Annotated in this window: 26 protein-coding genes; 13 read left to right on the top strand and 13 right to left on the bottom strand. The window is 62.2% G+C overall.

The annotated features are described in order from the left end of the window. Positions 1-31 precede the first annotated feature (31 nt). Both AAFO90_RS02800 and AAFO90_RS02795 read right to left on the bottom strand, forming a co-directional pair. Positions 32-787 carry a ChaN family lipoprotein gene (locus AAFO90_RS02800; protein ID WP_347508427.1) on the bottom strand — a complete coding sequence of 252 codons (756 nt, stop codon included), beginning with the start codon at positions 785-787 and terminating at the stop codon, positions 32-34. Positions 788-885: 98 nt separating this feature from the next. Then, positions 886-1,764 carry an RNA polymerase factor sigma-32 gene (locus AAFO90_RS02795; protein ID WP_274831258.1) on the bottom strand — a complete coding sequence of 293 codons (879 nt, stop codon included), beginning with the start codon at positions 1,762-1,764 and terminating at the stop codon, positions 886-888. Between the two features lie 223 nt (positions 1,765-1,987). Between AAFO90_RS02795 and cobU the strand changes: the two genes are divergently transcribed. From cobU to AAFO90_RS02775, 4 genes are all read left to right on the top strand, one after another. Then, on the top strand, positions 1,988-2,596 hold the full coding sequence (gene cobU / locus AAFO90_RS02790) for a bifunctional adenosylcobinamide kinase/adenosylcobinamide-phosphate guanylyltransferase (protein ID WP_347508426.1): 609 nt from the start codon (positions 1,988-1,990) through the stop codon (positions 2,594-2,596). Then, on the top strand, positions 2,593-3,183 hold the full coding sequence (locus AAFO90_RS02785) for a histidine phosphatase family protein (protein ID WP_347508425.1): 591 nt from the start codon (positions 2,593-2,595) through the stop codon (positions 3,181-3,183). The genes cobU and AAFO90_RS02785 overlap by 4 nt, the downstream gene beginning before the upstream one ends. Positions 3,184-3,242: 59 nt before the next feature. Continuing rightward, positions 3,243-3,926 carry a glutathione S-transferase gene (locus AAFO90_RS02780; RefSeq protein ID WP_347508424.1) on the top strand — a complete coding sequence of 228 codons (684 nt, stop codon included), beginning with the start codon at positions 3,243-3,245 and terminating at the stop codon, positions 3,924-3,926. A 121-nt stretch (positions 3,927-4,047) separates the two neighbouring features. Then, positions 4,048-5,550, top strand: coding sequence for a YifB family Mg chelatase-like AAA ATPase (locus tag AAFO90_RS02775; RefSeq protein WP_347508423.1), 1,503 nt, complete (start codon positions 4,048-4,050; stop codon positions 5,548-5,550). A gap of 21 nt (positions 5,551-5,571) precedes the next feature. Here AAFO90_RS02775 and gshB read toward each other — a convergent pair whose 3' ends face one another. From gshB to rsmI, 3 genes are all read right to left on the bottom strand, one after another. Beyond that, the gene (gene gshB, locus AAFO90_RS02770; RefSeq protein WP_065273740.1) at positions 5,572-6,504 is read right to left on the bottom strand and encodes a glutathione synthase; all 933 of its coding nucleotides are present in this window, start codon (positions 6,502-6,504) and stop codon (positions 5,572-5,574) included. Positions 6,505-6,575: 71 nt separating this feature from the next. Then, the gene (locus AAFO90_RS02765; RefSeq protein WP_347508422.1) at positions 6,576-6,947 is read right to left on the bottom strand and encodes a YraN family protein; all 372 of its coding nucleotides are present in this window, start codon (positions 6,945-6,947) and stop codon (positions 6,576-6,578) included. Between the two features lie 4 nt (positions 6,948-6,951). Continuing rightward, complete coding sequence (gene rsmI, locus AAFO90_RS02760) at positions 6,952-7,812, bottom strand: 16S rRNA (cytidine(1402)-2'-O)-methyltransferase (RefSeq protein ID WP_347508421.1); 861 nt, start codon at positions 7,810-7,812, stop codon at positions 6,952-6,954. 96 nt (positions 7,813-7,908) lie between these two features. Here rsmI and AAFO90_RS02755 point away from each other — a divergent pair, with 96 nt between their 5' ends. From AAFO90_RS02755 to murJ, 3 genes are read left to right on the top strand one after another with little or no spacing between them, the layout of a single operon-like run. Further along, entirely contained in the window at positions 7,909-9,081 is a 1,173-nt protein-coding gene (locus tag AAFO90_RS02755; protein ID WP_065272746.1) for a penicillin-binding protein activator, read from the top strand. Next, a complete protein-coding gene (locus tag AAFO90_RS02750) occupies positions 9,041-11,869 on the top strand; it encodes a [protein-PII] uridylyltransferase (protein WP_347508419.1) in 2,829 nt (942 codons plus the stop codon). Before AAFO90_RS02755 ends, AAFO90_RS02750 begins: the two co-directional genes overlap by 41 nt. Then, entirely contained in the window at positions 11,866-13,416 is a 1,551-nt protein-coding gene (murJ, locus tag AAFO90_RS02745; RefSeq protein ID WP_347508418.1) for a murein biosynthesis integral membrane protein MurJ, read from the top strand. Before AAFO90_RS02750 ends, murJ begins: the two co-directional genes overlap by 4 nt. 87 nt (positions 13,417-13,503) lie before the next feature. On the opposite strand, the gene AAFO90_RS02740 is transcribed toward murJ, so the two are convergent. After that, positions 13,504-14,190, bottom strand: coding sequence for a rhomboid family intramembrane serine protease (locus AAFO90_RS02740; RefSeq protein ID WP_065272743.1), 687 nt, complete (start codon positions 14,188-14,190; stop codon positions 13,504-13,506). 134 nt (positions 14,191-14,324) lie between these two features. On the opposite strand from AAFO90_RS02740, the gene trpS reads away from it, so the two are divergent. Then, positions 14,325-15,353 (top strand): tryptophan--tRNA ligase, encoded by a 1,029-nt coding sequence (gene trpS / locus AAFO90_RS02735; RefSeq protein WP_065272742.1) that lies wholly within the window; start codon positions 14,325-14,327, stop codon positions 15,351-15,353. Between the two features lie 55 nt (positions 15,354-15,408). Continuing rightward, positions 15,409-15,615: a cold-shock protein gene (locus AAFO90_RS02730; RefSeq protein ID WP_065272741.1), complete on the top strand. Its 207-nt coding sequence runs from the start codon at positions 15,409-15,411 to the stop codon at positions 15,613-15,615. Positions 15,616-15,754: 139 nt separating this feature from the next. Here AAFO90_RS02730 and AAFO90_RS02725 read toward each other — a convergent pair whose 3' ends face one another. Genes AAFO90_RS02725 through paaG form a run of 4 tightly spaced genes read right to left on the bottom strand, consistent with a single transcriptional unit; the run spans position 15,755 to position 18,898 of the window. Further along, positions 15,755-16,351, bottom strand: coding sequence for a TetR/AcrR family transcriptional regulator (locus AAFO90_RS02725; protein ID WP_065272740.1), 597 nt, complete (start codon positions 16,349-16,351; stop codon positions 15,755-15,757). Between the two features lie 8 nt (positions 16,352-16,359). Continuing rightward, entirely contained in the window at positions 16,360-17,670 is a 1,311-nt protein-coding gene (paaK, locus tag AAFO90_RS02720; protein WP_347508417.1) for a phenylacetate--CoA ligase PaaK, read from the bottom strand. 14 nt (positions 17,671-17,684) lie between these two features. Further along, positions 17,685-18,110 (bottom strand): hydroxyphenylacetyl-CoA thioesterase PaaI, encoded by a 426-nt coding sequence (gene paaI, locus AAFO90_RS02715; RefSeq protein ID WP_347508416.1) that lies wholly within the window; start codon positions 18,108-18,110, stop codon positions 17,685-17,687. A 2-nt stretch (positions 18,111-18,112) separates the two neighbouring features. Then, positions 18,113-18,898: a 2-(1,2-epoxy-1,2-dihydrophenyl)acetyl-CoA isomerase PaaG gene (paaG, locus tag AAFO90_RS02710; protein ID WP_347508415.1), complete on the bottom strand. Its 786-nt coding sequence runs from the start codon at positions 18,896-18,898 to the stop codon at positions 18,113-18,115. Between the two features lie 208 nt (positions 18,899-19,106). On the opposite strand from paaG, the gene paaZ reads away from it, so the two are divergent. The 3 genes from paaZ to AAFO90_RS02695 all read left to right on the top strand — a co-directional run bounded on the left by paaZ (position 19,107) and on the right by AAFO90_RS02695 (position 22,993). After that, positions 19,107-21,137, top strand: coding sequence for a phenylacetic acid degradation bifunctional protein PaaZ (gene paaZ, locus AAFO90_RS02705; RefSeq protein ID WP_347508414.1), 2,031 nt, complete (start codon positions 19,107-19,109; stop codon positions 21,135-21,137). Between the two features lie 71 nt (positions 21,138-21,208). Further along, positions 21,209-22,012 (top strand): PaaX family transcriptional regulator C-terminal domain-containing protein, encoded by an 804-nt coding sequence (locus tag AAFO90_RS02700; RefSeq protein WP_274837663.1) that lies wholly within the window; start codon positions 21,209-21,211, stop codon positions 22,010-22,012. Positions 22,013-22,030: 18 nt separating this feature from the next. Next, entirely contained in the window at positions 22,031-22,993 is a 963-nt protein-coding gene (locus AAFO90_RS02695) for an alpha/beta hydrolase (RefSeq protein ID WP_347508413.1), read from the top strand. 28 nt (positions 22,994-23,021) lie between these two features. Here AAFO90_RS02695 and AAFO90_RS02690 read toward each other — a convergent pair whose 3' ends face one another. The 3 genes from AAFO90_RS02690 to AAFO90_RS02680 all read right to left on the bottom strand — a co-directional run bounded on the left by AAFO90_RS02690 (position 23,022) and on the right by AAFO90_RS02680 (position 25,251). Continuing rightward, positions 23,022-24,146, bottom strand: a complete 1,125-nt coding sequence (locus tag AAFO90_RS02690; protein WP_347508412.1) for an aminotransferase class V-fold PLP-dependent enzyme — start codon at positions 24,144-24,146, stop codon at positions 23,022-23,024. A 188-nt stretch (positions 24,147-24,334) separates the two neighbouring features. Further along, positions 24,335-24,799 carry an Lrp/AsnC family transcriptional regulator gene (locus tag AAFO90_RS02685; RefSeq protein ID WP_065272733.1) on the bottom strand — a complete coding sequence of 155 codons (465 nt, stop codon included), beginning with the start codon at positions 24,797-24,799 and terminating at the stop codon, positions 24,335-24,337. Next, positions 24,796-25,251: an Lrp/AsnC family transcriptional regulator gene (locus AAFO90_RS02680; RefSeq protein WP_347508411.1), complete on the bottom strand. Its 456-nt coding sequence runs from the start codon at positions 25,249-25,251 to the stop codon at positions 24,796-24,798. Before AAFO90_RS02680 ends, AAFO90_RS02685 begins: the two co-directional genes overlap by 4 nt. A 130-nt stretch (positions 25,252-25,381) precedes the next feature. Between AAFO90_RS02680 and ilvC the strand changes: the two genes are divergently transcribed. Continuing rightward, positions 25,382-26,404, top strand: a complete 1,023-nt coding sequence (gene ilvC, locus AAFO90_RS02675) for a ketol-acid reductoisomerase (protein ID WP_065273738.1) — start codon at positions 25,382-25,384, stop codon at positions 26,402-26,404. The last annotated feature ends 42 nt before the right edge of the window (positions 26,405-26,446 follow it).

Raw genomic sequence — 26,446 nt, 5'->3', positions numbered from 1 at the left:
GCCCGGGCCAAAGTGTGAAACGGTTTTCCCCTCAACCCTTGCCGAAGGCAAGACAGGGGTCCGGGCGCTCTGCCGCCGCGCTATCCAGCAGCAGATCGAAATCCCCGGATATCGCGCCGCCCTCGCTTTGGCCAAGGCTCTGGATCCGCACCTCGGGCCGCGCCTTTGACAGGTAGACCGCAAGACCCCGATCCAGCCGCGCATGGCCATTGCCGGTGATCACCGCCACCGGCCCGCCGGTCTCTTCCAGCGCCTGATCCACCGCTGCAGCAAGTGCCGCGTCACGCAGCCGCTGGAAATCAACCAGCACCGGCAGCATTTCGGCGGGCATCGCATTGCAGTGATTGGCCATCTGATCCGCCTCGCGTTCCGTCTGCTCCGCCTCTGGCAAGGGCAGATCCAGCCCGAAATCTGCGGCCCGGGCGCCGAAATAGGCCGCGATCCCCTGATCCAGCGCCTGACGCGCCTCCGAGCGCGGCACCAGCGCGCCGTACTGCCGTGCGGGCGCGGCGGCGGCAAAGACCGGCGCGTAGAGCGCAAATTCCGGCCAGCCCGTTGCCTCCCAATCGAGCGCGGCAGCGGTCGCCTCCGCATCGCCCAGCAGCGCCTCGGTCAGGCCCTCGGCCTGCGCCCCGGTTATCATCTCCCAAACCACCGCGCGCGGTACCAGATAGCGCAGGAGTTCGGCCTGGTTCTGGTGGTGGGCTGCGTTGTCATGCACCTCACCCAGAATAGCCACATCGGCTTCCTGCAGGACTTCGGCCGCAGCCTTGGCCGACGGAAGCACGGCAGGCTCAGCCAAGGCGGCGGAGGTTGCCCCAAACGCAAAGAAAGCGGCTGCCGCACATGCGGCACCCGCTTTTCTGATAAAAAGAATCGACTTTGTCATGAGAGGAAATTGTGCACCTCCCGGGAGCACCCTTCAAGCGTTTTCCGCATCTTCTGAAACGCCGCGGCCTCCAGCTGGCGCACGCGTTCCTTGGACAGGTTCAGCTCGTTACCAAGGCTTTCCAGCGTGCGCGCCTCTTCCCGCAGTTTGCGTTCGGTGATGATGAACCGCTCCCGCTCGTTCAGCGCCTGCAGCGCCTCGACCAGCCAGGCCCGAAGCTGGCGCCGGTCGTGCCGCTCTTCCACCAGTTCAGCGGCCTGCGCGCTGTCATCCTCCAGCGCCTCGATCCATTCGCGGCCCTCGTCCTCGGAAGATTGCACGGCGTTTAGCGAGAAGTCAGAGCCGGACAGCCGCCCGTCCATCATCTCCACATCGCGCAATGGCACGCCGATTTCCGTGGCGATCTGCTGGTTCAGCTGATGCTTGTCGAGTTTGACGCCTGCCGCGCGCGCCTCGCGCTCAAGCTGGGCCTGCACCCTGCGCATATTGAAAAACAGGGATTTTTGCGAGGAGGTGGAGCCGGTGCGCACCATAGACCAATTGCGCATCACGTAGTCCTGAATCGACGCCTTGATCCACCAGACCGCGTAGGTGGAAAACCGCACCCCACGGTCGGGGTCGAATTTGTCTGCCGCCTTCATCAGCCCGACACCGGCCTCCTGAATGAGGTCATTCATCGGCGCGCCGTAGCGTTTGAATTTCGCGGCCATGGAAATCGCCAGCCGCATGTAGGCGTGGATCAGCCGGTGCAGCGCTTCTTCGTCGCGGTCGTCGCGCCAAGCATAGGCGAGGCGCAGCTCCGTTTCAGCGTCCAGAAGCTCGGCCTTCATGGCCTGCCTTGGCAGCGGGTTTTCACTGGTCGTGTCAAGTGCCATGATACTCCCCTTTGAAACTGATTACTAACTCTACGCAACGGCTCCGGGATCGGATCACTTTGATGGTGATTTTCTCTTTTCCGGCCCGGATCTGCCGCCCGGCGTCGCCGCATATTGGCTTGGCTTTTCCCATTGGCTACGCTGGTTTTGTGCGGCCCGCCCAACCTGTCCGCTCCCGGTCATTTCGCGGCCTCCGATCTCGGCCTTCAACTGTGGTGAACCAGTGGACAGGACATGTTCAGGCTTGTTTCAGGCCGGATCAGCAGATACCCAAACTCCTGCAACCATCACCGAAATCAGGGTAGAAGACGTGTCCGCAGCTGTCACATTCATTCTTGGCGGGGCCGCATCGGGAAAGTCTGCCTTTGCGGAAAGTCTATGCTTTTCCTCTGGCAAGCCAAAGGTTTACTGGGCAACTTCACAGATATTTGATGATGAAATGCGGGAAAAAGTTGCAAAACACCTGGCCCAGCGTGGCCGGGACTGGACCACCCATGAAGAGCCGTTCGATGCCGCAAAGGTGCTTGGCAACCTGCAGAAGGGACAGATCTGCCTGATCGATTGCGCCACCATGTGGCTAACCAATCACCTGCTGGCGGAGCATGATCTGGAGGCGGAAACAGAGACGCTGTTGCAGGCGATTGATGCCTGCCGCGCAGAGATCGTGATCGTGTCGAACGAAACCGGCCTAGGCATCGTGCCCGAGAACGCGCTGGCCCGGAGGTTCCGCGAGGCGCAGGGGCGGCTCAACATCGCAATCGCCGTCCGCGCGCAGACGGTGGTGCAGGTCACCGCAGGCCTGCCGCTGGTGCTGAAAGGAAGCCTTCTATGACCCGCCTCTTCCTTGTCCGCCACGGCCCAACCCATGCCAAATCCATGGTCGGCTGGTCGGATCTTCCGGCGGATCTGTCGGATGGCGCCGCGCTGCGCCGCCTGTCTGCTGCCCTGCCCGAGGATGCCTTGGTTGTGTCATCGGACCTGTCGCGCGCGGCAGATACCGCCAGCGCCATCCAAGGCGAACGCCCGCGCCTTGCCCACCTGCCGGACCTCAGGGAAATCCATTTCGGGGAATGGGAGCTGCGCACTTGGAAAGACATCGACGCCGAAGACCCCGAACGCATCCGCGCCTATTGGGAAACCCCCGGCGATGTCCGCCCCCCCGGCGGAGAAAGCTGGAATGAGGTCTGCGCCCGCGTAGACCGGGCCATCGACAGCCTGATCGAAGCCCACCGGGGCCGCAATCTGATCGTGGTCGGCCATTTCGGCCAGATCCTGACCCAGATCCAGCGCGCCGAACGGCTGACCGCAGAAGAGGCGTTTTCGCACCGGATCGACAACCTGTCGGTCACCGAAATCCACCACCTTCCTGGGGAAGGGACCAATGGCTGGCGCACCGGAAAGATCAATCACCTTCCGTGATGGCACCGCGCACAAAACAGCGATTTGGCAACCCGTGAAGCTGCGCTAGCCTGCTTCCCATGACCTATGATCTTTTTATCGGCGACCGCATGTATTCCAGCTGGTCCTTGCGCGGCTGGCTCATGCTTGAAAAATTCTCGCTCCCCCATGTGGTGCATATGGTGGGGCTTTATTCCGGAACCATGGCGGCGGATCTGGCAGATCTGGCGCCTGCCCGGCTGGTACCCACACTTCGCACGCCCGAAGGCACGGTGATCGGCGAAAGCTTGGCTATGGGGGAAACCCTGGCCGAACGGCACCCGGATGCAGGCCTTTGGCCCAGCGATCCGACTGCGCGGGCGACTGCGCGCTGGCTGGTGGCTGAAATGGCCTGCGGTTTTTCTGCCCTGCGCGGTGATTGCCCCATGCAACTGAGCCATATCTGGCAGGGATTTACCCCCTCCGAAGCGGTGCAACAGGATCTTGCCCGGATCGAGACCCTGTTTGCGCATGCCCGCTGGGTGTCTGGCGCTACGGAGGGCTGGCTTTTCGGCGACTACAGCCTTGCCGATGTGTTCTACACGCCGGTTGCGGCCCGCATCATCGGATATGACCTGCCGGTGTCGCCGGAAACCCGCGCCTATTGCCGCGCGCTCTTGTCCGATCCGGCGGTGCTGCGCTGGCAGGAACAGGCGCGTGAGGTGACTTACGATCCCGAGCCTTATGCGATAGATCTGGAGCGCCGCCCCTGGAGCCTTGACTGACGCTCCGCGTCGTCGGCCCGCAAAGCCAACGACAAAAATACACGCATAACGTGCTTTAAGGGCGACTCCGGTCCGCCGTTCGCTATGATTTTCTCTGGTATCTTCAGAGGGATAGCGCAGCATGATTTCACGGGCCTACACGGTGGCCTTTCAGGGGGTGGAGGCCCGCCCGGTCGAGGTGCAATGCGCCGTGGCGCCGGGCCTTCCGGCCTTTTCCATCGTCGGCCTGCCGGACAAGGCGGTGAGCGAAGCGCGCGAGAGGGTGCGCTCGGCCTTTGCCGCCATGTCGATTGCGCTGCCGTCAAAACGGATCACCGTGAACCTGTCACCGGCGGATCTGCCCAAGGAAGGCAGCCATTTCGACCTGCCCATCGCGCTGGCGCTTCTCGCCGCGATCGAGGTGATCCCAGTCGAGGCCGCAAGCGAGACCATCGCGCTGGGGGAATTGTCGCTCGACGGGACGTTGATCCCCGTGGTGGGCGCCCTGCCCGCTGCGATGACCGCGGCCAGCGAGGACCGGTTGCTGATCTGCCCCAAGGCATCGGGGGCAGAGGCCGCCTGGGTCGATGCAGCGCGGGTGATCGGCGCCGCCAGCCTGATCGACGTGGTACGCCATTTCACCGGCAAGATGCCCCTTGCGGAGGCCATCGCGGGCGAAGTCCACGACGATACCGGCGCGCGCGACCTGCGCGACGTGAAGGGGCAGGAACGGGCCAAACGCGCATTGGAGATCGCTGCCGCCGGACGGCATCACATCCTGATGGTCGGCCCGCCCGGGTCCGGCAAATCCATGCTGGCGGCGCGGCTGCCGACGATTCTGCCGCCCCTGACGGCGGCTGAGGCGCTGGAGACCTCGATGATCCAGTCGTTGTGCGGCTTGATCGAGGATGGCGGCATCAATCGCAGCCGCCCCTTTCGCGAACCGCATCACACCGCATCCATGGCCGCCATAGTCGGCGGCGGTCGGCGGGCACAGCCGGGTGAGATCAGCCTCGCCCACAATGGCGTGTTGTTTTTGGACGAGTTGCCCGAATTCGCCCGCCCGGTGCTGGAAACCCTGCGCCAGCCGTTGGAAACCGGCGAGGTCATGGTGGCCCGCGCCAATGCCCATGTGAAATACCCCAGCCGCTTCATGCTGGTGGCTGCGGCAAACCCATGCAAATGCGGCCATCTGGCGGATCCATCCCGCGCCTGTTCTCGTGCGCCACTCTGCGCGGAGGATTACATGGGGCGCATTTCCGGCCCGCTGATGGACCGCTTTGATCTGCGCATCGACGTGCCGCCGGTGTCTTATGACGATCTTACCCTACCCGCTGCCGCCGAAGGGTCTGCCGAAATCCTACAAAGGGTTGAGACCGCGCGGGAGCGGCAGGAACGACGGTTTTCAGACCATCCCGGTGCGCAGCAGAACGCCGATGCCGAAGGGGCGCTACTGGAAGATATTGCCATACTGGATAAGGAAAGCCGCGAATTGATGCAGCGCGCCGCAGACCGTTTCGCCCTGACCGCGCGCGGCTATCACCGGGTGCTGCGGGTGGCGCGGACTATCGCCGATCTGGAAGCGGAGCCGGAAATCCTGCGCCCCCATGTGGCTGAGGCGCTGGGGTTCCGGCTGGCGGGCTGAGTGCCGCCAGCCGGATGCGTCTTACAGTTTGGATTCGATGGCCTGCCAGACCTTTTCGGCGATATTCACGCCGTCAAATCGTTCCAGTTCCTGAATGCCGGTGGGCGAGGTCACGTTGATCTCGGTCAGGTAGTCGCCGATCACGTCAATGCCGACAAAGATCTGCCCCTTTTCCTTCAGCAGCGGGCCGATGGCGGCGCAGATTTCCCGGTCGCGCTCGGTCAGGCCGATCTTTTCCGGGCGCCCGCCCACATGCATGTTCGACCGGGTTTCACCGGCGGCAGGCACGCGGTTGATGGCGCCAACGGGCTCGCCGTCCACCAGAATGACGCGTTTGTCGCCATTGCTGACATCGGGCAGGAATTTCTGCACGATCAGCGGCTCGCGGCTGAAGCCGGTGAACAGCTCGTGCAGCGAGGTCAGGTTGCGGTCGTTGGCGTCCAGACGGAACACCCCGGCGCCGCCATTGCCATAAAGCGGCTTCAGGATGATGTCGCCATGTTTGGCCTTGAACGCCTTGATCGTGTCCAGATCGCGGGCAATCGCCGTGGGCGGCGTCAGGTCGGGGAAATCCAGAACCAGCAGTTTTTCCGGATAGTTGCGCACCCAGAAGGGATCATTCACCACCAGCGTCTGCCCCTTGAGCCGGTCCAGCAGATGCGTCGAGGTGATGTAATGCATGTCGAACGGCGGGTCCTGCCGCAGCCAGACCACGTCGAAATCCGCAAGATCCACCTCGCGCTCTTCGCCCAGCACCGCCGGGGTTCCGGCGACGCGTTGCACGGTCATGTCATAGCCGCGGGCAGTGATGCGCCCTTCCTGATAGGCAAGGTGATCGGGGCTGTAGTAAAACAGTTCGTGCCCGCGCGCCTGCGCCTCTTCAGCAAGGCGGAAGCTGCTGTCGGCATCGATGTCGACGCCCATGACCGGGTCCATCTGGAAGGCGATTTTCATGAAGTGCATCCCTTTTGTTTCGGCAAATAGATGGCCCAGCGGGCACAAAGGTTCAATAGAGCAGAACGCTGTCAGCCCTGACCAAAGGCGTTTTCGAGGATCTCGACCTGCCCTTCGCCGTTCACAAACACGGCATCAAGCCGCGCCTCGGTCAGCTGCCCCCGAGGTTCTCCTTCCAGAAAATGCGCAGCACTGGCTTGGATCCGCTGCATCTGTGTGGGCGTGATGCGGGCGGCGGCGGATGCGAATGTGGCGCTGTGCTTGACCTCGGCAAAGACCAGCATGTCCCCCTTGCGCAGGATCAGGTCGATCTCACCCCCGGGGCCGCGCCAGCGCCGGGCTTCCACGCGGTAGCCCCTTGCCTCATAGGCGCGCGCGGCTGCGTCTTCGGCAGCCTTTCCAGCCAGATGGGCGCGCTGACCTTGATGGTGTCGCCCCTCCATCCGCTCAGCCTGCGTCCTTGGCCAGTTGCAGGGCAAGCTGGTAGACCTTGCGGCGCGGCAATTCGTGGGTTTCCGCCACGATGGATGCGGCATCCTTTACCGAATTGTCCTTCAGCGCCGCGCGCAGGTCTTCCTCAAGGCTGGCTTCGCTCACCTCTTCGCCATGGGCGCGATCCACCAGCATGACAATCTCGCCTTTCACCGGTTTCTCCTCCAGCCCGGCCGCGAGATCACTCAGGCTGCCGCGCCGGATCTCTTCGAATTTCTTGGTCAACTCGCGGCAAAGGGCGGCAGGCCGGTCCCCGAGAACTGCCGCCATATCAGCCACCGAGGCAGCGATGCGTTTGGGCGATTCGTAGAAAATCAGCGTTCCGGGCACGTTTCGCAGCTCTTCCAGCCGCTTGCGCCGGGCGCCGCTGGCGTTGGGCAGGAATCCGGCGAAAAAGAACGCATCGGTCGGCAAGCCCGCCAGTGTCAGCGCTGCCAGCGCCGCCGAGGCACCCGGCGCTACGGTAACCTTATGCCCGGTTTCAGCTGCCGCGCGGCTCAGATCATAGCCCGGATCTGCAATCAGCGGCATGCCTGCCTCAGACGCATAGGCAACCGACTGCCCCGCCTCCATCGCCTGCATCAGCCTTGCCCGGGCGCCTGCGCCGCTGTGATCATGGTAGGCGATGATCTGGCGTCCGTTCAGCGGCACACCATGAATTTCCATCAGCTTGCGCAGCGACCGGGTGTCCTCGGCGGCGATCACATCAGCCGACGCCAGCACATCCAGCGCCCTGAGGGTGATGTCGCGCGCGGTGCCGATGGGCGTGGCCACAAAGTGCAGCCCCGGCAACAATTTGACGATCTGATGATTCACGCTGGACCCGCCTTTTTGGTCGTTTATGATCCCCTTAAACCAATACGGCCACCAACACGGCGCCCAGCGCCGGAAAAGGGGAGTTTCAGGTCCATCATGTTCGCCGTTTTCAAACAGGCCCGCAAGGCGGCATTCGCCGCGATTACCGCAATTTCCGCCTTTGCTCTGAGCGCCTGCAACCCGACCAGCATCGGAAGCGGCCCGAGCATCAACACCTCGAAACCAGTTCCCGTGGCGCTATTGGTGCCGCGCGGATCGGCCAAATCCGGCGACAGCGTCCTGGCGCAAAGCCTCGAAAACGCGGCGCGTCTGGCGATCGGCGATTTGAAGGGCGTGCAGGTGGACCTCAAGGTCTATGACACAGCAGGCGATCCGGCGACAGCAGCCAATGCGGCCACCCAGGCCATCAACGACGGCGCGCGAATTATCCTTGGTCCGGTCTATGCCGAAGCCGCAAATGCTGCAGGCGTCGCCGCGGCCAAGCGCAACGTCAACGTGCTGGCCTTTTCCAACAACACCGCAATCGCCGGCGGCAATGTCTTTATCCTGGGGGCGACCTTTGCCAATACCGCCCAGCGCCTGACCGAATACGCTGTACGCCAGGGGCGCGGCAATATCGTGATCGTCAGCGGCAATGACGCTGCGGGCCGTGCAGGAAGCGCCGCCATTCAGGCCGCAGCCGGGCGCACTGGTGCAACCATTGCCGGGTCGGTCGGATATGAGCTGTCCCAGAAAGGCGTGATCGACGCCGTCGGCCCGATCCGCGACACCGCGCGTGCCAACAATGCCAACGCCGTCTTCATGACCGCGACCACCGCAGGCGCCCTGCCGCTGCTGACCCAGCTTCTGCCCGAAGCGGGCCTGGATAAGGAAAGCACCCAGTACATCGGTCTGACTCGCTGGGACATCCCCTCGCCAACCCTGTCCCTGCCCGGTGTGCAGGGCGGCTGGTTTGCCCTGCCCGACCCGAGCAAATCGCAGCAGTTCATTACCCGCTACAGCTCTGCCTACGGGGGCGCTCCGCATTCCATCGGCGGGCTTGCCTATGACGGTATCGCCGCGATCGGGGCTCTGGTCAGTGCCGGGAAATCCGACGCCCTAACCGGCGCCGCCCTGACCCAGGGCGCAGGCTTCCAGGGTACTGGCGGTATCTTCCGCCTGCGCGCCGATGGAACCAATGAACGCGGCCTCGCGGTCGCAACAATCCAAGAACAGAAGGTGGTCGTCATTGACCCAGCTCCCAGCAGCTTCTCCGGCACAGGATTCTGATCCGGCCCATCAAGGCACCCCGCCCCTCACCCCGGTCAAAGGCCCGCTGATCTGCGCCGCAGACAAGATTTTTGACGCTGCGGCGATACACGAGCAGATTGCTGCCGCAGCCAGGGACATGGAGGCGGCAGCGCTGCGCGCAGAGGTGGTCCGTCTGCTGCGTGAGGCCAACAAGGAAGGCCGCGCGGCGATTGCCGAAGCCTTTACCGCGGCGCCCTTTGCCGCCCGTGCGCTGACCCAGTCCTACAGCCACCTGACCGATGGGCTGGTCACCACCGCCTTCCGGGCCGCCACACAATTCCTGCATCCGCTGGCCAACCCGACCCAGGGCGAACGTATCGCCGTAATGGCCGTGGGCGGATACGGCCGGGCCGAAATGGCACCGTTTTCGGACGTAGACCTGCTGTTTCTGACCCCCTACAAGATCACCGCCTGGGCCGAGAGCGTCATTGAATCGATGCTTTACATGCTGTGGGACCTGCGGCTGAAGGTCGGCCACTCCAGCCGCACGATCAAGGATTGCATCCGGCTTGGCGCCGAGGATTACACCATCCGCACCGCCATGCTGGAACACCGTTTCCTGTCCGGTGACGCCGACCTTGCCCAAGAGCTGGACAACCGGCTGCGCAGCGATCTCTTTTCCAAGGATGCCCGCGAATTCGTTGAGGCCAAGCTGGCCGAACGCGACGAACGCCACCTGAAACAGGGTGAGCGTTACATGGTCGAACCCAATGTAAAGGAAGGCAAAGGCGGGTTGCGCGACCTGCAATCGCTGTTCTGGATCTCCAAGTATCTTTATCAGGTGCAGGACGTCGCCGAATTGGTACCGCTGGGCCTGTTCAGCCGGGAAGAGTTCGAATTCTTCGCAGAGGCAGAGAATTTTCTCTGGGCGGTGCGCTCGCACATGCATCTGGCAACCGGGCGCGCGACCGAACAGCTGACATTCGATTTGCAGGTCGAGGTCGCCGAGCGCATGGGCTATCAGGACCGTGCCGGGCGGCGCGGCGTCGAAGTCTTCATGCAGGACTATTTCCGCAAGGCCACCCAGGTCGGGGATATCACCCGCATTTTCCTGACCAAGCTTGAGGCAAGCCAGCAAAAAGGCGAACCGCTGCTGGAACGGATTTTCCGCCGCCGCCCGAAAATCAAACCCGGCTACAAGGTGGTGCACAACCGGCTGGATATCGTCGATCCCGAAGAGTTCCTGGCGGACAAGCTGAACCTGCTCAGGATCTTCGAAGAAGGTCTGCGCACAGGCATGCTGATCCACCCTGATGCGATGCGTCTGGTCACGGCCAATCTGGACCTGATCGATGATGAAATGCGCGCCAACAAGGAAGCCTGCCGCATCTTTCTGGATCTGCTGCTGAAACACGGCAATCCCGAACGCGCGCTGCGCCGCATGAACGAGCTTGGCGTTCTCTCTGCCTTCCTGCCGGAATTCGAACCGATCGTGGCGATGATGCAGTTCAACATGTATCATTCCTACACGGTGGACGAGCATACCATTCAGGTGATCTCGAACTTTGCATCCATTGAACGTGGCGAGCTCGAAGACGAACTGCCAGTTTCCTCCGAAGTGCTGCGCAAAGGGGTCAACCGCAAGGTTCTGATGGTGGCCATGCTGCTGCACGACATCGGCAAGGGGCGCGAACAGGACCATTCGATCCTTGGCGCCCAGATCGCCCGCAAGGTGGCGCCGCGGCTGGGGCTCAACAAATCCGACAGCGAGACCGTCGAATGGCTGGTGCGCTATCACCTTCTGATGTCGGACATGGCGCAAAAACGCGATATTGCCGATCCGCGCACCGTGCGCGGATTTGCCAAGGCGGTGCAATCGGTGAAACGGCTGGATCTGCTTCTGTTGCTAACCGTCTGCGATATCCGTGGCGTCGGACCGCACACCTGGAACAACTGGAAAGCTGCCCTGCTGCGCTCACTTTACAACCAGACCCGCCGCGCGCTGGAAGACGGCATGGAGGCGCTGAACCGCGAACACCGGGGCACAGCCGCCAAGAAGCGCCTGCGCGCGGCGCTGCCAGACTGGACCAAGTCCGATCTAAAACGCGAAACCTCGCGCCATTATCCGCCCTATTGGCAAGGCCTGCATGTGACCGCGCATGTGGATTTTGCCGAAATGCTGCGCGAGCTGGAAGAGATCGGTGATCCGGGTGAAGTCATCATCCGCATGCATCCCGATGAAGACCGCGATGCCACCCGCGCCTGTTTTGCCATGGCTGACCATCCCGGCATCTTTGCCCGTATGGTGGGCGCCCTGGCACTGGTCGGGGCCAATGTCGTCGATGCACGCTCTTATACGACCAAGGACGGCTATGTGACCGATGCCTTCTGGATTCAGGACGCCGAAGGCCACCCCTATGAAGCCTCGCGCCTGCCCCGCCTGACCCAGATGATCCTGAAAACCCTGAAGGGTGAGGTCATCGCCCGCGAGGCGCTGGTGTCGCGCGACAAGATCAAGAAGCGTGAAAAGGCCTTCAACGTGCCGACCCACATCACCTTTGATAACGAAGGGTCAGAGATCTACACCATCATCGAGGTGGATACCCGCGACCGGGCTGGCCTGCTGTATGATCTGGCGCGCACCCTTGCAGATGCCAATGTCTATATCGCCAATGCGGTGATCGCGACCTACGGCGAACAGGTGGTCGATTCCTTCTATGTCAAAGACATGTTCGGCCTGAAATACCACTCGGAATCCAAGCAAAAGACCCTTGAGCGCAAGCTGCGCGAGGCCATTTCCGCCGGGGCCAAGCGAGCCGGTTCATGAAGCCGATCAAACTGCTGTCCGGCTTTGTCACGGTCGGTTTCTGGACTCTGGCCAGCCGCATACTCGGCTTTGTGCGCGAAATCCTGATCGCCGCCTATATCGGCCCCGGTCCGGTGCTTGATGCCTTTGTCGCCGCCTTCCGCCTGCCCAACCTGTTCCGCCGCTTCTTTGCCGAAGGTGCCTTCAACGCAGCCTTTGTGCCCCAGTTCGCCGACCGGCTGGAGGCCGATGAAGACGCAGAAGGCTTCGCCCAGCAGGCGTTCAACCTGCTCGCCGCTGCGGTTCTGGCCCTGACCGGCCTTGGCATGGTCTTCATGCCCGCCCTGGTCTGGGCAACGGCCGAAGGTTTTGTCGGGGATGCGCGTTTTGATCTGGCTGTCGGATATGGTCATATCGTCTTTCCCTACATCCTGTTCATGTCGCTGGCGGCGCTGTTTTCCGGTGTCTTGAACGCTACGGGGCGGTTTGCTGCTGCGGCGGCGGCGCCCGTGCTGCTGAACATCTTTGCCTGCAGCGCGATGATCACTGGGGCCGCGCTTGGCCATGAGGTGATCACTTGGCTGGTCTGGACCATCCCGGTTGCTGGCGTTGCGCAACTGGCGCTGGTCTGGCGCGCGACCGAGCGTGCGGGCATCCGCCTGCGCCCCGGCCTGCCACGCGTCACCCCCGCCATGCGCCGCCTCGTGCGGGTGGCGGTTCCGGCCGCGCTGGCCATGGGCGTCACCCAGGTCAATCTGGTGGTGGGGCAGCTGGTCGCCTCGGATATCGAGAACGCGGTCAGCTGGCTGTTCATTGCCGACCGTCTGTATCAACTGCCGCTTGGCGTGGTCGGGATTGCTGTCGGCATCGTGCTGCTACCGGATCTGACCCGGCGCCTGCGGGCAGATGATGATACAGGTGCGCGCGAGGGGCTTTCGCGCGCCGGGGAGTTCTCATTGCTGCTGACACTGCCCTCGGCTGCCGCTTTCATCGCGGTGCCGGTGCCGCTGGTTTCGGTGCTCTACGAACGCGGCGCAACAGGCCCCGAGGACGTGGCGGCCATTGCCCTGGCTGTGGCGATCTACGGCGCCGGGCTGCCTGCCTTCGTGCTGCAGAAGGTCCTGCAACCGCTCTATTTTGCACGGCAGGACACCCGCACGCCGTTCTACTACGCGCTGGTGGCGATGATCCTCAACGCGGTGCTGGCCATCGGATTGAAACCACTTGTGGGTTGGGTCTCTCCCGCCATCGCCGCATCGACGGCGGGCTGGGCGATGGTCGCTCTGCTGTGGATGGGGGCCGGGCGGCGTATGGGGGATGTCGCCCGCTTTGATGCGCGTTTCTTCCGACGCGGCTGGCGCATTCTTGCGGTCTCGCTGCTGATGGGCGCGGTGCTCTACGTCGGCACACAGCAGCTGGCCTGGCTCTTCTACCTGCCAAGCTGGCGCTATCTGGCCCTTCTGGGACTGATCCTGACCGGGGCGGTGATCTACTTTGGCATCGGGCAGGCCGTTGGCGCCTTCCGGCTCGCAGAATTCAAAAAGGCACTCCGCCGCAACCGGGGCTGACCGCGCCGCGCCCTGGCGCGGCGCCCGGCCCAACGGGATCAGGCATGGTGTCCTGCCGCAATCCGGGCGGGAGCCCCCTGCCCGCGTTCAGTCGTGACGGATCTTGTTGCGGAACCGCGCCCAGCCACCGGGCGCCAGGAAAAACGACAGGAAGAACCCGGTGGCAAAGCCCGTCAGATCCGCGATCCAGTCGGGTTGGCCGCCAAACAGCAGCGCAAACAGCAGCTGGATCCCCATCAGAAAGGCGATCAGCGAAAACGCCCGGCTCTGCTGCGCGCCCACCAGCGACAATTGGCGCCACAGGATATAGGTAAAGGCCCCGATCAACCCGTAAACCGCCGGAAATCCGCCGATCAGGGGCACCGGACTGCCGGAGAAGATCGCATAGCCCAGGGCGCCACCGATGGCAGAAAGGATAAAGATCAGGATCATGGCAATATCGCCGAAGACCTCTCCGACCATCTTACCCATGGCCAGCACGAAGACGCAGACAAACAGCGCATGGGTGAAACTGCCGTGCACAAAGGCAAAGGAGACAAACCGCAGCAGATGCTGCGCGGGCCATTGTCCGGTCTCCCACATCCACCAGAAGATCTCGGCCGAAAACGCGTAAGACTGGAAAGCCTCCAGCCGCCAGCCCACGGCGGACGGGCCGCCGACGATGCCGCGCGCGCCAAGCGAAAACGCCGCCTCGATCCCCATGATCACCAGCACCAGCGCCACCACCACGGGCGGCAGCGGGTTCACGGGTGATGGGTTTTCACTGCTGCTCATATCTTTCCTGCCCTTCTTGCCTGTCCCGGCCTTTTGACGCGCCCTTGTGGACCCGCCACCTGGACGGGCTGTTGACGACCGTTGCGCCCATGGTTAAGCCACCGCAGGCCCTATTTCCAGACGGGAGTTTCTCGATGACCGAGACCACTTTCACGCCGCGTGTCTTTTCCGGCATCCAGCCCTCGGGCAACCTGCACCTTGGCAACTACCTTGGCGCTCTCAAACGGTTTGTAGACTGGCAGGACAAGGACATGGAGACCATCTATTGCATGGTCGACCTGCACGCGATCACCGTCTGGCAGGATCCCAACGATCTGAAGAAAGCCACCCGCGAACTTTGCGCCGGGTTCATTGCCGCCGGGCTTGATCCGGAGAAATCCATTCTCATCAACCAGAGCCAGGTGCCTGAACATGCGCAACTGGCCTGGGTTTTCAACTGTGTCGCCCGCATGGGCTGGATGCAGCGGATGACCCAGTGGAAAGACAAGGCGGGCAAGAACCAGCAGAACGCCTCGCTGGGTCTTCTGGCCTATCCGTCGCTGATGGCGGCAGACATCCTGATCTACCACGCCACGCATGTGCCGGTGGGCGAGGACCAGAAACAGCACCTTGAACTCACGCGCGACATCGCGGCCAAGTTCAACCACGACTATGGCGTTGATTTCTTCCCGCTGACCGAGCCGGTGATCGAGGGTGCCGCCACGCGGGTGATGAGCCTGCGCGATGGGTCCAAGAAAATGTCGAAATCAGATCCTTCGGATGCAAGCCGTATCAACCTGACTGACGATGCCGACACAATCGCCAAGAAGATCCGCAAGGCCAAGACCGACCCGGAAGCCCTGCCGTCGGAAGCCAAGGGCCTGGAAGAGCGCCCCGAAGCGCGCAATCTGGTGAACATCTACGCGGCCCTCGCCGAACAGACCGTGGACCAAGTGCTGGCCGATGTTGGCGGGCGGCAGTTCTCGGAGTTCAAGCCGATGCTGGCAGATCTGGCCGTGTCCAAGATGGCGCCGATCTCGACCGAAATGGCCCGGCTGATGGGTGAACAGGACGAAATCGACCGCATCCTGTCGCGCGGCTCTGAACGTGCCCGCGAAATCACAGCGCCTATCCTGCGCAAGACCTATGACATTATTGGCATGGTCGGACCGGTCAGCCTGTGATAGGCGTTTGAATACCTTCGCACGTTGCGGAGGAAGTCTATACTGGAGATATCGGATGGCCAATGGCACCGTAAAATGGTTCAACGCAACTAAAGGCTACGGCTTTATCGAGCCCGAAGCTGGCGGAAAAGATGTGTTCGTGCACATCTCGGCGGTTGAACGCTCGGGCCTCAACGGTTTGAACGACAACCAAAAAGTTTCCTATGAACTGGAAACCGGCCGTGACGGCAAGCAGTCCGCAGGTTCGCTGGAACTGCTCTGAGGTTGTTGGCAGAGTAACCCTCTGCGCAAACCACATTAAAAATGATGACGGTGCTTTTGCTTCCCGAATCACCAAAGGCCGCCCTTTCGGGCGGCTTTTTCGCTTTCTGGGATATGCCCTGCTGTCAGCCCCTTTGCTCTCAGAGGCCCTTTACCCCGTTCAGCGTCAGGGTGGTGACAATATCGGCATAGCCCTCGCGGGCGTCGGATCCGGCGCCGGAATTCCACATGTAATACCAGTTCAGCATGCCAAAGACCGACATGGTCGCTGCGCGCAGCTTCGCCGCATCCCCGGCAAAAACCTCGGGCGCGACGGCGCTGATCGCGTCGCTCATGAAGGTCACCAGCTCGCGCTGATAGCCACGCAGCAATGTCTGCTGTTCTTCGGGGAGGGCCGACATGGCGCTGATCTGCACCTGATGCTCGTCATCGGCCCCCTGATAGGCGAGCAATATCTCCGCCACGATGCGGCGTAGGCGGGCCTCTGCCTCAAGGCCCGACAGGTCCAGCTCGCAGACCCGATCCCGCAAATCGCTCAGATAGGTTTCAAGGAGGCCGAAGAGAACGGCATCCTTGCTGTCATAGTAGTGATAGATATTGGCCTTGGAGATCCCGCACTCCCGCGCCAGCTGGGTCATCGACGCGCGGTCATAACCGGCGTCAGCGAAGACCTTGGCCGCAGATTTGAGGATCTGCGCCCGTTTCAGGTCATGGTCTTTTGCGATCGTGCGGGCCACTGCTCTGGTTATCCTTTGTCGCGGTTGTCGACGACGCGCTTGGCCTTGCCCTGGCTGCGCTCCACCTCGCCCGGCTCGCCAACGATGATCTCGGTCGAGACCCCGACCATATCCTTGATCCGTTTGGTCAGCATCCGCGCTGCAGCGGTTTTCGACATTTCGTCGGTGGCATCCGGGTTGGCTTCGACAAAGACGCGCATCGCATCCATGCGGCCGGATTTATAAAGCTCGATCTGGTAATGTGGCGCCAGACCACCGGTGGCCATCAGCTGCTCTTCGATCTGGCTGGGGAAGACGTTGACGCCGCGCAGGATGATCATGTCGTCGCTGCGGCCAGTGATCTTTTCCATCCGCCGCATGGTGCGGGCGGTGCCCGGCAGCAGGCGGGTCAGATCGCGGGTGCGATAGCGCACCATCGGCAGACCTTCCTTGGTCAGCGTGGTAAAGACCAGCTCGCCCATTTCGCCATCGGGCAGCACTTCACCGGTGACGGGGTCAATGATCTCCGGCAGGAAGTGATCCTCCCAGATCACCGGGCCGTCCTTGGTTTCCACGCATTCGCTGGCCACACCCGGCCCCATGATTTCCGACAGGCCGTAGATATCCACCGCGTGCATGTCAAAGGCGTCTTCGACCTCCTTGCGCATGGCATCGGTCCAGGGCTCGGCACCAAAGACACCCACCTGAAGCGAGCTGTCGCGCGGGTCCAGTCCCACCTTGTGGAACTGCTCAAGGATGTTGAGCATGTAGGAGGGTGTCACCATGATCCCGTCAGGTTTGAAGTCGGTGATCAGGCCCACCTGTTTCTCGGTCTGACCGCCGGACATCGGCACCACCGTGGCGCCCAGGCGTTCGATCCCGTAATGGGCGCCAAGCCCACCGGTGAAGAGCCCATAGCCATAGGCGTTATGCACCATGTTGCCCTTGCGCAGACCGGCGGCGCGCAAGCTCCGCGCGACCAGATCGGCCCAATTGTCGATGTCCCCCTTGGTATAGCCCACGACGGTCGGCTTGCCCGTGGTGCCCGAGGACGCGTGTAGGCGGATGGTTTCCTCGCGCGGCACGGCAAAGAGACCGAACGGGTAGTTGTCGCGCAGGTCATTCTTGTAGGTGAAGGGGAACTTCGAAAGATCGGAAAGCTGCTGCAGATCGTCAGGATGCACGCCCGCTTCATCGAACCGCTGCTTGTACATCGGCACGTTGTCATAGGCATGGCGCAGCGACCATTTCAGGCGCTCCAGCTGCAGGCTGCGGATTTCGTCGATGGAGGCGATTTCGATCGGGTCGAGCTCGGCCTTGTTGGGGGTCAGGTCTTTCATGGCGTCCTCCTCACCTATTCTTCGAAAAGATGGCCTTTGATCGCACGGGACAGGCCCCGGAACTCTGCGATCACCAGATCATCCTGATTTTTGACGGTCACGTCGTAGATGCCGCTGCGCCCGGTCAAGGAGACCTCTCGCGCATCGGCGGTCAGCCGGTCGCCAAGGCGTCCCGGCGCGGTATAGGTAATGCTGTTGCTTTGCGCCACGGTGACCTGATTGCGGCTGTTGCAGGCAAAGGCAAAGGCGCTGTCGGCCAGCATAAAGGTCACGCCGCCATGGCAGATACCGTGGCCGTTGCAATGGTGCGCTTCGACCGTCAGCTGCAGTACCGCGCGCCCGGCGTCGACCTCGGCGATCTCCATTCCGGCCCATTTCGACGCATTGTCGCTGGACCACATGGCGGCGCTGGATTTTTCCGCGCGTTCTTTCGGGGTCATGGTCATTTGCCTTTGAACTCCGGGCTGCGCTTTTCCAGGAAAGAGGCAACGCCTTCGGCATAATCGGCGCTTTCACCGCAGGTTTTCATGGCGTCCGCTTCCATCTCCAGATGGTCGTTCAGCGTGTCGACGGCGGCAGCTTGAATACATTGTTTGGTCAGCCCCAGACCCAGCGTCGGACCATTTCCGAATTTCTCGGCCATGGCGCGGGCTTCGGTCATAAGCTCTTCATCCGGCAACGCCTTCCAGATCAGCCCCCAGTCCTCGGCCTTTTTCGCGGGCAGCGGCTCGGCGGTAAAGGCCAGCCCCTTCGCGCGCGCTTCCCCCAGAAGACGCGGCAGATGCCAGCTGCCGCCAGTGTCGGGGATCAAACCCACCTTGGAGAAGGATTGGATGAACTTGGCGCTTTCGGCCGCCAGAACCACATCACAGGCGAGTGCGATATTTGCCCCAGCCCCGGCAGCAACGCCATTGACGGCGCAGATCACCGGGTAGTTCAGCGAGCGGATCAACCGTACCAGCGGCGCATAGAAGGTCCGCACGGTATTCCCAAGATCCGGCGGGCCGTCCATCTTGCGCGGATCGCGATCGCCCAGATCCTGCCCGGCGCAAAAGCCCCGGCCAGCACCGGTCAGCAGAACCGCCCGGGCGCCACCATCGCGGGCAGCCTCCAGCGCGGCGCGCAAGGCATTGTGCATTTCATCGTTGAAGCTGTTCAGCCGGTCCGGGCGATTCAGGGTGATTTCCACCCACTGCCCGTGATCCGCGACCAAAATCGAATCTGTCATTCCCCTCACCCCCAATATCACTTGATCCGCCAGAAGGCTGTTTTCTTTCCGAAATCACCAGCTCGGGCGGCGTCTGGACAATTTTCTTGCATAAACCGACCGGACGGTCAATATATATCGCAAATCAATCCTGCCCGCCATGCGGCATCTGATCCTGCCCCGTATCCGGGGCGAACAATGCTGGCGCGGGCAACCTAGGGAGACAGCAATGAGCCTTCTTGAGATTTCCAGCTACGCCGCCGGAGACTGGGTGAAACCCGGCGCAGGCGCCCGCAACATCGCCAGTGCGGTGACTGGCGCCACTATCGCCAGCGCCGGCAATGATGACCTTGATGTGCAGGCAATGCTGGATCATGCCCGCAAGGTGGGTGGCCCTGCCTTGCGCAAACTGACCTTCCACGACCGCGCACGCATGCTAAAGGCGCTGGCAACCGAGCTCGGCAAGCACAAGGACGCGCTCTACGATCTGTCCTTCCACACTGGCGCCACGCAATCGGATCACATGATCGATATCGACGGCGGCATCGGCACCATGTTCGTCTTTGCCTCCAAGGGGCGCCGCGAAATGCCCGATGGCCATGTCTATCTGGACGGCGATGTCGAACAGCTTTCCCGCACAGGCAGCTTCCTCGGCCAGCATATCTGCACCCCACTGCAAGGGGTTGCGGTGCATATCAACGCCTTCAACTTCCCGGTCTGGGGCATGCTAGAAAAACTGGCGCCCACCCTGCTGGCGGGTGTTCCTGCCATCGTGAAACCAGCGACCGCGACCTGCTATGTCACGGAACTGGCAGTAAAGATCATGCTCGATAGCGGCATCTTGCCCGAGGGCGCGCTGCAGCTTGTCTCGGGCGGTATCGGCGACATGCTGGACCGTCTGGATTGCCAGGACGTGGTCAGCTTCACCGGCTCTGCCAACACCGCGCTGAAACTGCGCAACACCCCGGCGATTGTTGAGAACTCAGTGCGGTTCGTGGCCGAACAGGACAGCCTCAACGCCTCGATCCTGGGGCCTGACGCAGCGCCTGGCACGCCGGAATTTGACCTGTTCATCAAGGAAGTCAGCCGCGAGATGACCGCCAAGGCAGGTCAGAAATGTACCGCCGTGCGCCGCATCATCGCCCCCGAAGCGCAGGTTCAGGCGGTGATCGAAGCGCTGTCAGGGCGCCTGTCCAAGGTCGTGATCGGCGATCCGCGTCTGGAAACCACCCGCATGGGCGCGCTGGTCTCAAACAGCCAGAAACGCGACGTTCTGGAAAAGGCCGCCCTGATCGGCACCGAAGCCAAACGCGTCTTTGGTGACCCCGAAAATTTTGCCGTCGAAGGCGCCGACGCCGAACAGGGCGCCTTTGTGCCGCCGATGCTGTTCCACTGCGAAGACCCTGACACAGCTGTGCATGTGCATGACACCGAAGCCTTCGGCCCGGTCTCGACCGTGATGGGCTATCGTGATCTGGACCACGCCATCGCGCTGGCCAATCGCGGCCAGGGCTCGCTTGTTGCCTCGGTCATCACCCATGATCCGGCAGTCGCGCGTGCTATCGCGCTTGGCTCCGGCGCCTTCCACGGGCGCCTCTATTTCAACAACCGCGACTCGATGAAGGAATCCACCGGCCACGGCTCTCCGCTGCCCCATATGGTTCACGGCGGCCCGGGTCGCGCCGGCGGCGGCGAGGAGCTGGGCGGCGTGCGCGGCGTCAAACATTACATGCAGCGCACCGCCATCCAGGGCAGCCCCGATATCCTCTCCGCCATCGGTGACAAATGGGTGCCCGGCGGCACCGAAATCGCGGCCCCGGCGCATCCCTTCACCCGGAAGTATGGTGAATTGTCAATTGGAGAGACCCTCCACACAGCCCCTCGCACCGTCACACTTGAGGATATTGAACATTTCGCTCATTTCACCGGCGATACCTTCTATGCCCATATGGATGACGCCGCAGCGAAGCGGAATCCCTTCTTCCCGGGCCGCGTCGCGCATGGCTATCTGCTCCTGTCCTTTGCCGCGGGTCTCTTTGTGCAGCCAGACGAAGGCCCGGTGCTGGCCAACACCGGCCTTGATGGTCTGCGCTTCATGAAACCGGTGTCGGCAGGCGACAGCATCAAGGTGCGCCTGACCGTCAAGAAGAAGACTCCCCGCAACGAAGAATACGGCGAGGTACGCTGGCACGTGACCCTGACCAATCAGGACGACGAACTGGTCGCGGAATACGAACTGCTGACCATGAACGCCTTCTGATAGCAGGCGGCAATCAAAGAGAAATCTTGCCCGGGCTAGCGCAAGCGGCCCGGGCATTCTATTCTGTGAGAATGAGCACAGAACAAAACCAGTGGTTTGAAGCCAGCGTCGCGCAGCTGAACGATCCGCAGAACCTGCGGGTCTGGTCGATCATCGTCTCCCTTTTTGGTGATCTTGCGCAGAAGGAGGGCGCCCAGATCAGCGGCAGCGCCCTGACGCGGATTATCACGCCCATGGGCATCAAACCCGAAGCCATCCGCGTAGCGCTGCATCGCCTGCGCAAGGACGGCTGGGTCGAAAGCTCCCGTTCCGGGCGCGCTTCTGTGCATTTCCTGACGAAATTCGGCCGCAGCCAATCCGCTGCGGTGACCCCGCGCATCTACGAGCGCCACCCGCCGGCACCCACCGACTGGCACCTGCTGATCAGTGAGGAAGGCGCAGGACAGGCCACGCTGGATGACGTTCTTCTGCTACCGCAATATGTGGCGGTTAACCGGCACACCGCCCTTGGCCATGGCAAGATACCAGGGAACCTTGATGACCTGCTGGCCATCGAGTTTTCAAAGATCTCGGTGCCCGTCTGGCTGAAAGACCGTCTCTTCCCCGAGGACCTGCAAGAGGCCTGCGATAGGCTCAACACGGCCCTGCAGGGGATCAAGACCCCGCCGACGGATCTGGATCCGGCCCAGATTGCCACGCTGCGCACCCTGATCGTGCACCGCTGGCGCCGGATCGTGCTGCGCCACCCCGGCCTGCCGCCGATATTCCACCCCGTATCCTGGAGCGGAGAAGCCTGCCGGGACCGGGTGTTTCAATTGCTGGACGCCCTCCCCTCCCCGGACCTTTCAGAGCTTGGCGCGCCACAGGAACGCTGACCCCACCCGGAGTTTTCAATGTCGGTTTTCAGTACGCTTTCGATCGCAGCCCTCGCGGCGCCCGCAGCGTTGTTCGGCGCGGCGCATCTTAGCACACGCAAGCAGGCCCGCGAGGCAGAGCGACTGGTGCCTCCGGCCGGACAGTTCCACCAGACCGCCCATGGTCGGCTGCATTACGTTGAAATGGGACCGCAGAAAGCGCAGACACTGGTGCTGATCCACGGGCTATCGGGGCAATTGCAACATTTCACCTACGCGCTGGCCGGACGTCTGGCGCAGGATTTTCATATCATTGCATTGGACCGGCCCGGTTGCGGATACTCCACCCGCAACAGCGACACACTTGCCCGCCTGCCCGCGCAAGCCGCGATGATCCAGGAGCTGCTGGATGCCAAAGGGGTGAAGAACCCGGTTCTGGTGGGGCACTCGCTAGGCGGCGCGTTATCGCTGGCAATGGCACTGGCCGCAGCGGACAGGATCCGGGGGCTGGCGCTGCTGGCGCCCCTGACCCACCCTTCGGCAGCCGGGGCGGATGCCTTCAAGGGGCTGATCGTACATTCCCCCATGGTCCGGCGCCTGATGGCCCATACGGTTGCCATCCCCGCGGCCAAACGCACCGCCGAGGCGGTTCTGACGCAGATCTTCGCCCCTGAAACCTGCCCTCCGGACTTCCTTGACCGGGCCGGGGGCATTCTGGGCCTGCGCCCACAAAGCTTTATCGCCGCCTCGGCTGATGCCACGCTGCTCTATCCGGCTATCGCAGAACAGGCCGCCCGTTACCTGCGCGAGCTGCGCACGCCCGGCGCGGTGCTGTTCGGAGCGGATGACGCAGTGCTGAATGCCGAAGAACAGGGCCGCGCGATGGAGGCCTTTGGCCTCAAATGCCGGATCGAACCGGGCTTTGGCCATATGCTGCCCATCACCCAACCCGCGCTTTGCGAGGACTTCATCCGGGCGACGGTGGCCAGCCTGCCGACATGATCCCCGGCAGGCTGGTTTTGCTATCTGGTCAGAGCACCTGATCCAGAACCGATGTCAGGCGCTTCAGCGTGCCTTCCACATCATACAGCTTATCAAGACCGAACAGACCCAGACGGAAGGTGCGGAAATCATCGGGCTCGTCGCATTGCAGCGGAACGCCAGCAGCGATCTGCATGCCTAGCGCCAGAAATTTCTTACCGTTCTGAATCTCGGGATCGCTGGTATAGCTGACCACGACGCCCGGCGCACCGAACCCTTCGGCGGCAACCGAGACCACGCCCTTGTCCTTCAGATAGGCGCGCACGCCGTTACCCAGCTGCCATTGCGCGTCCCGCAGCCGGTCAAAGCCGTACTCGCGGGTTTCCAGCATGGTATCGCGGAAGGCGCGCAGCGCATCGGTCGGCATGGTGGCATGATAGGCGTGACCGCCGTCCTCATAGGCCTTCATGATGGCGCGCCACTGTTTCAGGTTGATGGCGAAACTGTCCGATGTGGTTTCTTCCAGCCGCTTCAGCGCCGCCTCGGAGAACATCACGAGCCCCGCCGAGGGAGACGCGCTCCAGCCCTTTTGCGGGGCCGAGATCAGCACATCAACGCCAGTGGCCTTCATATTGACCCAGGCACAGCCCGACGCGATGCAATCCAGAACCATCAGCGCGCCGACCTCATGGGCGGCAGCGGCCATGGCGGTCACATAATCATCCGGCAGGATCACCCCGGCCGATGTTTCCACATGCGGCGCAAAGACGATATCGGGCTTTTGTTCGCGGATCGCCTGCACCACCTCTTCGATCGGCGCGGGGGTAAAGGGCGACGGGGTGCTGTTGCCGGTCTGGCGCGCCTTCATCACCGTGCTTGAGGCGGTGAAGCCGCCGCTTTCAAAGATCTGGCTCCAGCGGTAGGAGAACCAGCCGTTGCGCACCACCAGAGCATTGGCGCCGCGGGCAAACTGGCGGGCGACAGCCTCCATCGCGAAGGTACCGCCACCGGGCACCAGGGCCACAGCCTCGGCGCTGTAAACCTCTTTCAGCATGTCGCTGATATCCAGCATCACCTGCTGGAAGGCCTTCGACATATGGTTGAGCGAGCGGTCGGTGAAGACCACCGAAAATTCATCCAGCCCCTTCGGGTCCACGGTATCAAGCAATGCCATCGGTGATCCTCCTTCTTTTGCTGTCTATCGCTAGCGCTGTCGCCCTGCTTTGGCAAAGTCTACTTTGGCATACGGGGGCGCGATGCTGGCCTTGGTATGTGCGGGGCAGGTGAAAAAGCATAGATCAAAGCGACGCCCCGCCGCATGGAAAATGGAAATCGGGTTTCCGATCATCGACAAAGGGCAGCCTATCCCAGCGGCCCCGGCCTGCGTTCTTCGGAGAGCAGCACGTTTGCGTCCACGTTGCCGACCCCAGGTAAGGTCATGATCCGACGCCGCAGCACCCGTTCGAAATCGGCGATATCCCGGGCGGTGACGCGCAGGCGGTAGTCATACATGCCAAGGATATGCTCCACCGTTTCCACTTCGGGGATCGCAGAGACCGCGCGTTCGAAGTCCTCAAGGCTGACACGCCCCTTGGTCGCCAGCTTGATGCCCAGAAACACTGTCACGCCAAAGCCTAGCTTCTTGCGGTCCAGATCCAGACGACGGCCCAAAAGGATCCCCGCCTGCTGCAGGCGGCGGATGCGGCGCCATGTGGCGGGCTGGCTGAGGCCAAGTTCCCGCCCCAGCGCCCCGGCAGTGCGCGTGGCATCCCGCGACAGCGCCCGCAAGATGGCAAAATCGATATCGTCGAGATCGCTGCGGCTCATAGTGGCAGGCTTTCGTTCGATTTGATCCGGGCCACATGCATCAACGCCTCGATATCGGTGATATGCGGCAGGGTCAGGATCTGGGCCCGGTAGATCTCCTGATAATGCGGCATGTCGCGGGCAATCACCGAAAGGCGCACATCGACCTGCCCCAGAAAGGTCTGGATCTCCAGCACCTCGGGGATCAGCCGCGCGGCCTCCAGGAATTCGTCAAAGGCGCGCGGGTTGGTCTTGTCCAGTGTCACCCGCAAGGAGACCTCTACCGCATAACCCAGCGCGCGCCAGTCGATCACCGCGTGCTGGCCCATAATGACGCCTGTCTCGCGCAGCTTTTCCAGCCGCCGCGACAGGCGCGACGGCGTGAGGCCCAGCCGTTCAGCAAGATCCGGAATCGATTGCTCCGGTTCGCTTTGCATGTGGCGCAGAATGCGCCGATCCAGATCATCAAGCATGATTTAGTCAGTATAGATCAATTCCACGAATGACTATTGCAAAATGAGCGCGATTTATGCGCGCAGGTCCATCGCAATCGCCCCCTCACTGTCTATGATCACCCTCAAACGTCAACCGGAGGATTTTGACATGCGCGTTTACTATGACCGCGATTGCGATGTGAACCTGATCAAGGACAAGAAAGTGGCCATCCTGGGCTACGGTTCGCAAGGCCACGCCCACGCCCTGAACCTGCGCGACAGCGGCGCAAAGAACCTTGTCGTCGCCCTGCGCGAAGGCTCTGCCTCGGCCAAAAAAGCCGAAGCCGAAGGCCTGCAGGTCATGGGCATCGCCGAAGCGGCAGCCTGGTGTGACGTGATCATGTTCACCATGCCCGATGAACTTCAGGCAGAGACCTACAAGAAATACGTCCACGACAACATCAAGCCCGGCGCAGCCATCGCATTCGCCCACGGCCTGAACGTGCATTTCGGCCTGATCGAGCCGAAAGAAGGCGTCGACGTCATCATGATGGCGCCCAAAGGCCCCGGCCACACCGTGCGCGGTGAATACACCAAAGGCGGCGGCGTGCCCTGCCTGGTGGCCGTGGACAATGACGCCACCGGCAAGGCGCTGGAAATCGGCCTGTCCTACTGCTCCGCCATCGGTGGCGGCCGCTCGGGCATCATCGAAACCAACTTCCGCGAAGAATGCGAAACCGACCTCTTTGGTGAGCAGGCCGTTCTCTGCGGTGGTCTCGTTGAACTGATCCGCATGGGCTTTGAAACCCTGGTCGAAGCCGGTTACGCGCCGGAAATGGCCTATTTCGAGTGCCTGCACGAAGTGAAGCTGATCGTCGACCTGATCTACGAAGGCGGCATCGCGAACATGAACTACTCGATCTCGAACACGGCCGAATACGGCGAGTATGTCTCGGGTCCGCGCATCCTGCCCTACGACGAAACCAAAGCCCGGATGAAAGCGGTTCTGACCGACATCCAGACCGGCAAATTCGTGCGTGACTTCATGCAGGAAAACGCCGTTGGCCAGCCGTTCTTCAAAGGCACCCGCCGTCTGAACGACGAACACCAGATCGAGCAGGTCGGTGAGAAACTGCGCGACATGATGCCCTGGATCTCGGCCGGCAAGATGGTCGACAAAGAAAAGAACTAAGGCGCCTTTTCGGCTTGGCGGGCCTGTCCCGCCACCTTATTC

The sequence above is a fragment of the Phaeobacter sp. CAU 1743 genome, from assembly GCF_039839315.1.
In the GTDB taxonomy this organism is placed as follows: Bacteria; Pseudomonadota; Alphaproteobacteria; order Rhodobacterales; family Rhodobacteraceae; genus Phycobacter; species Phycobacter gallaeciensis_A.
The sequence above is the reverse complement of the archived record's forward strand: the minus strand, read 5'-3'. Positions and strand labels throughout refer to the sequence as shown.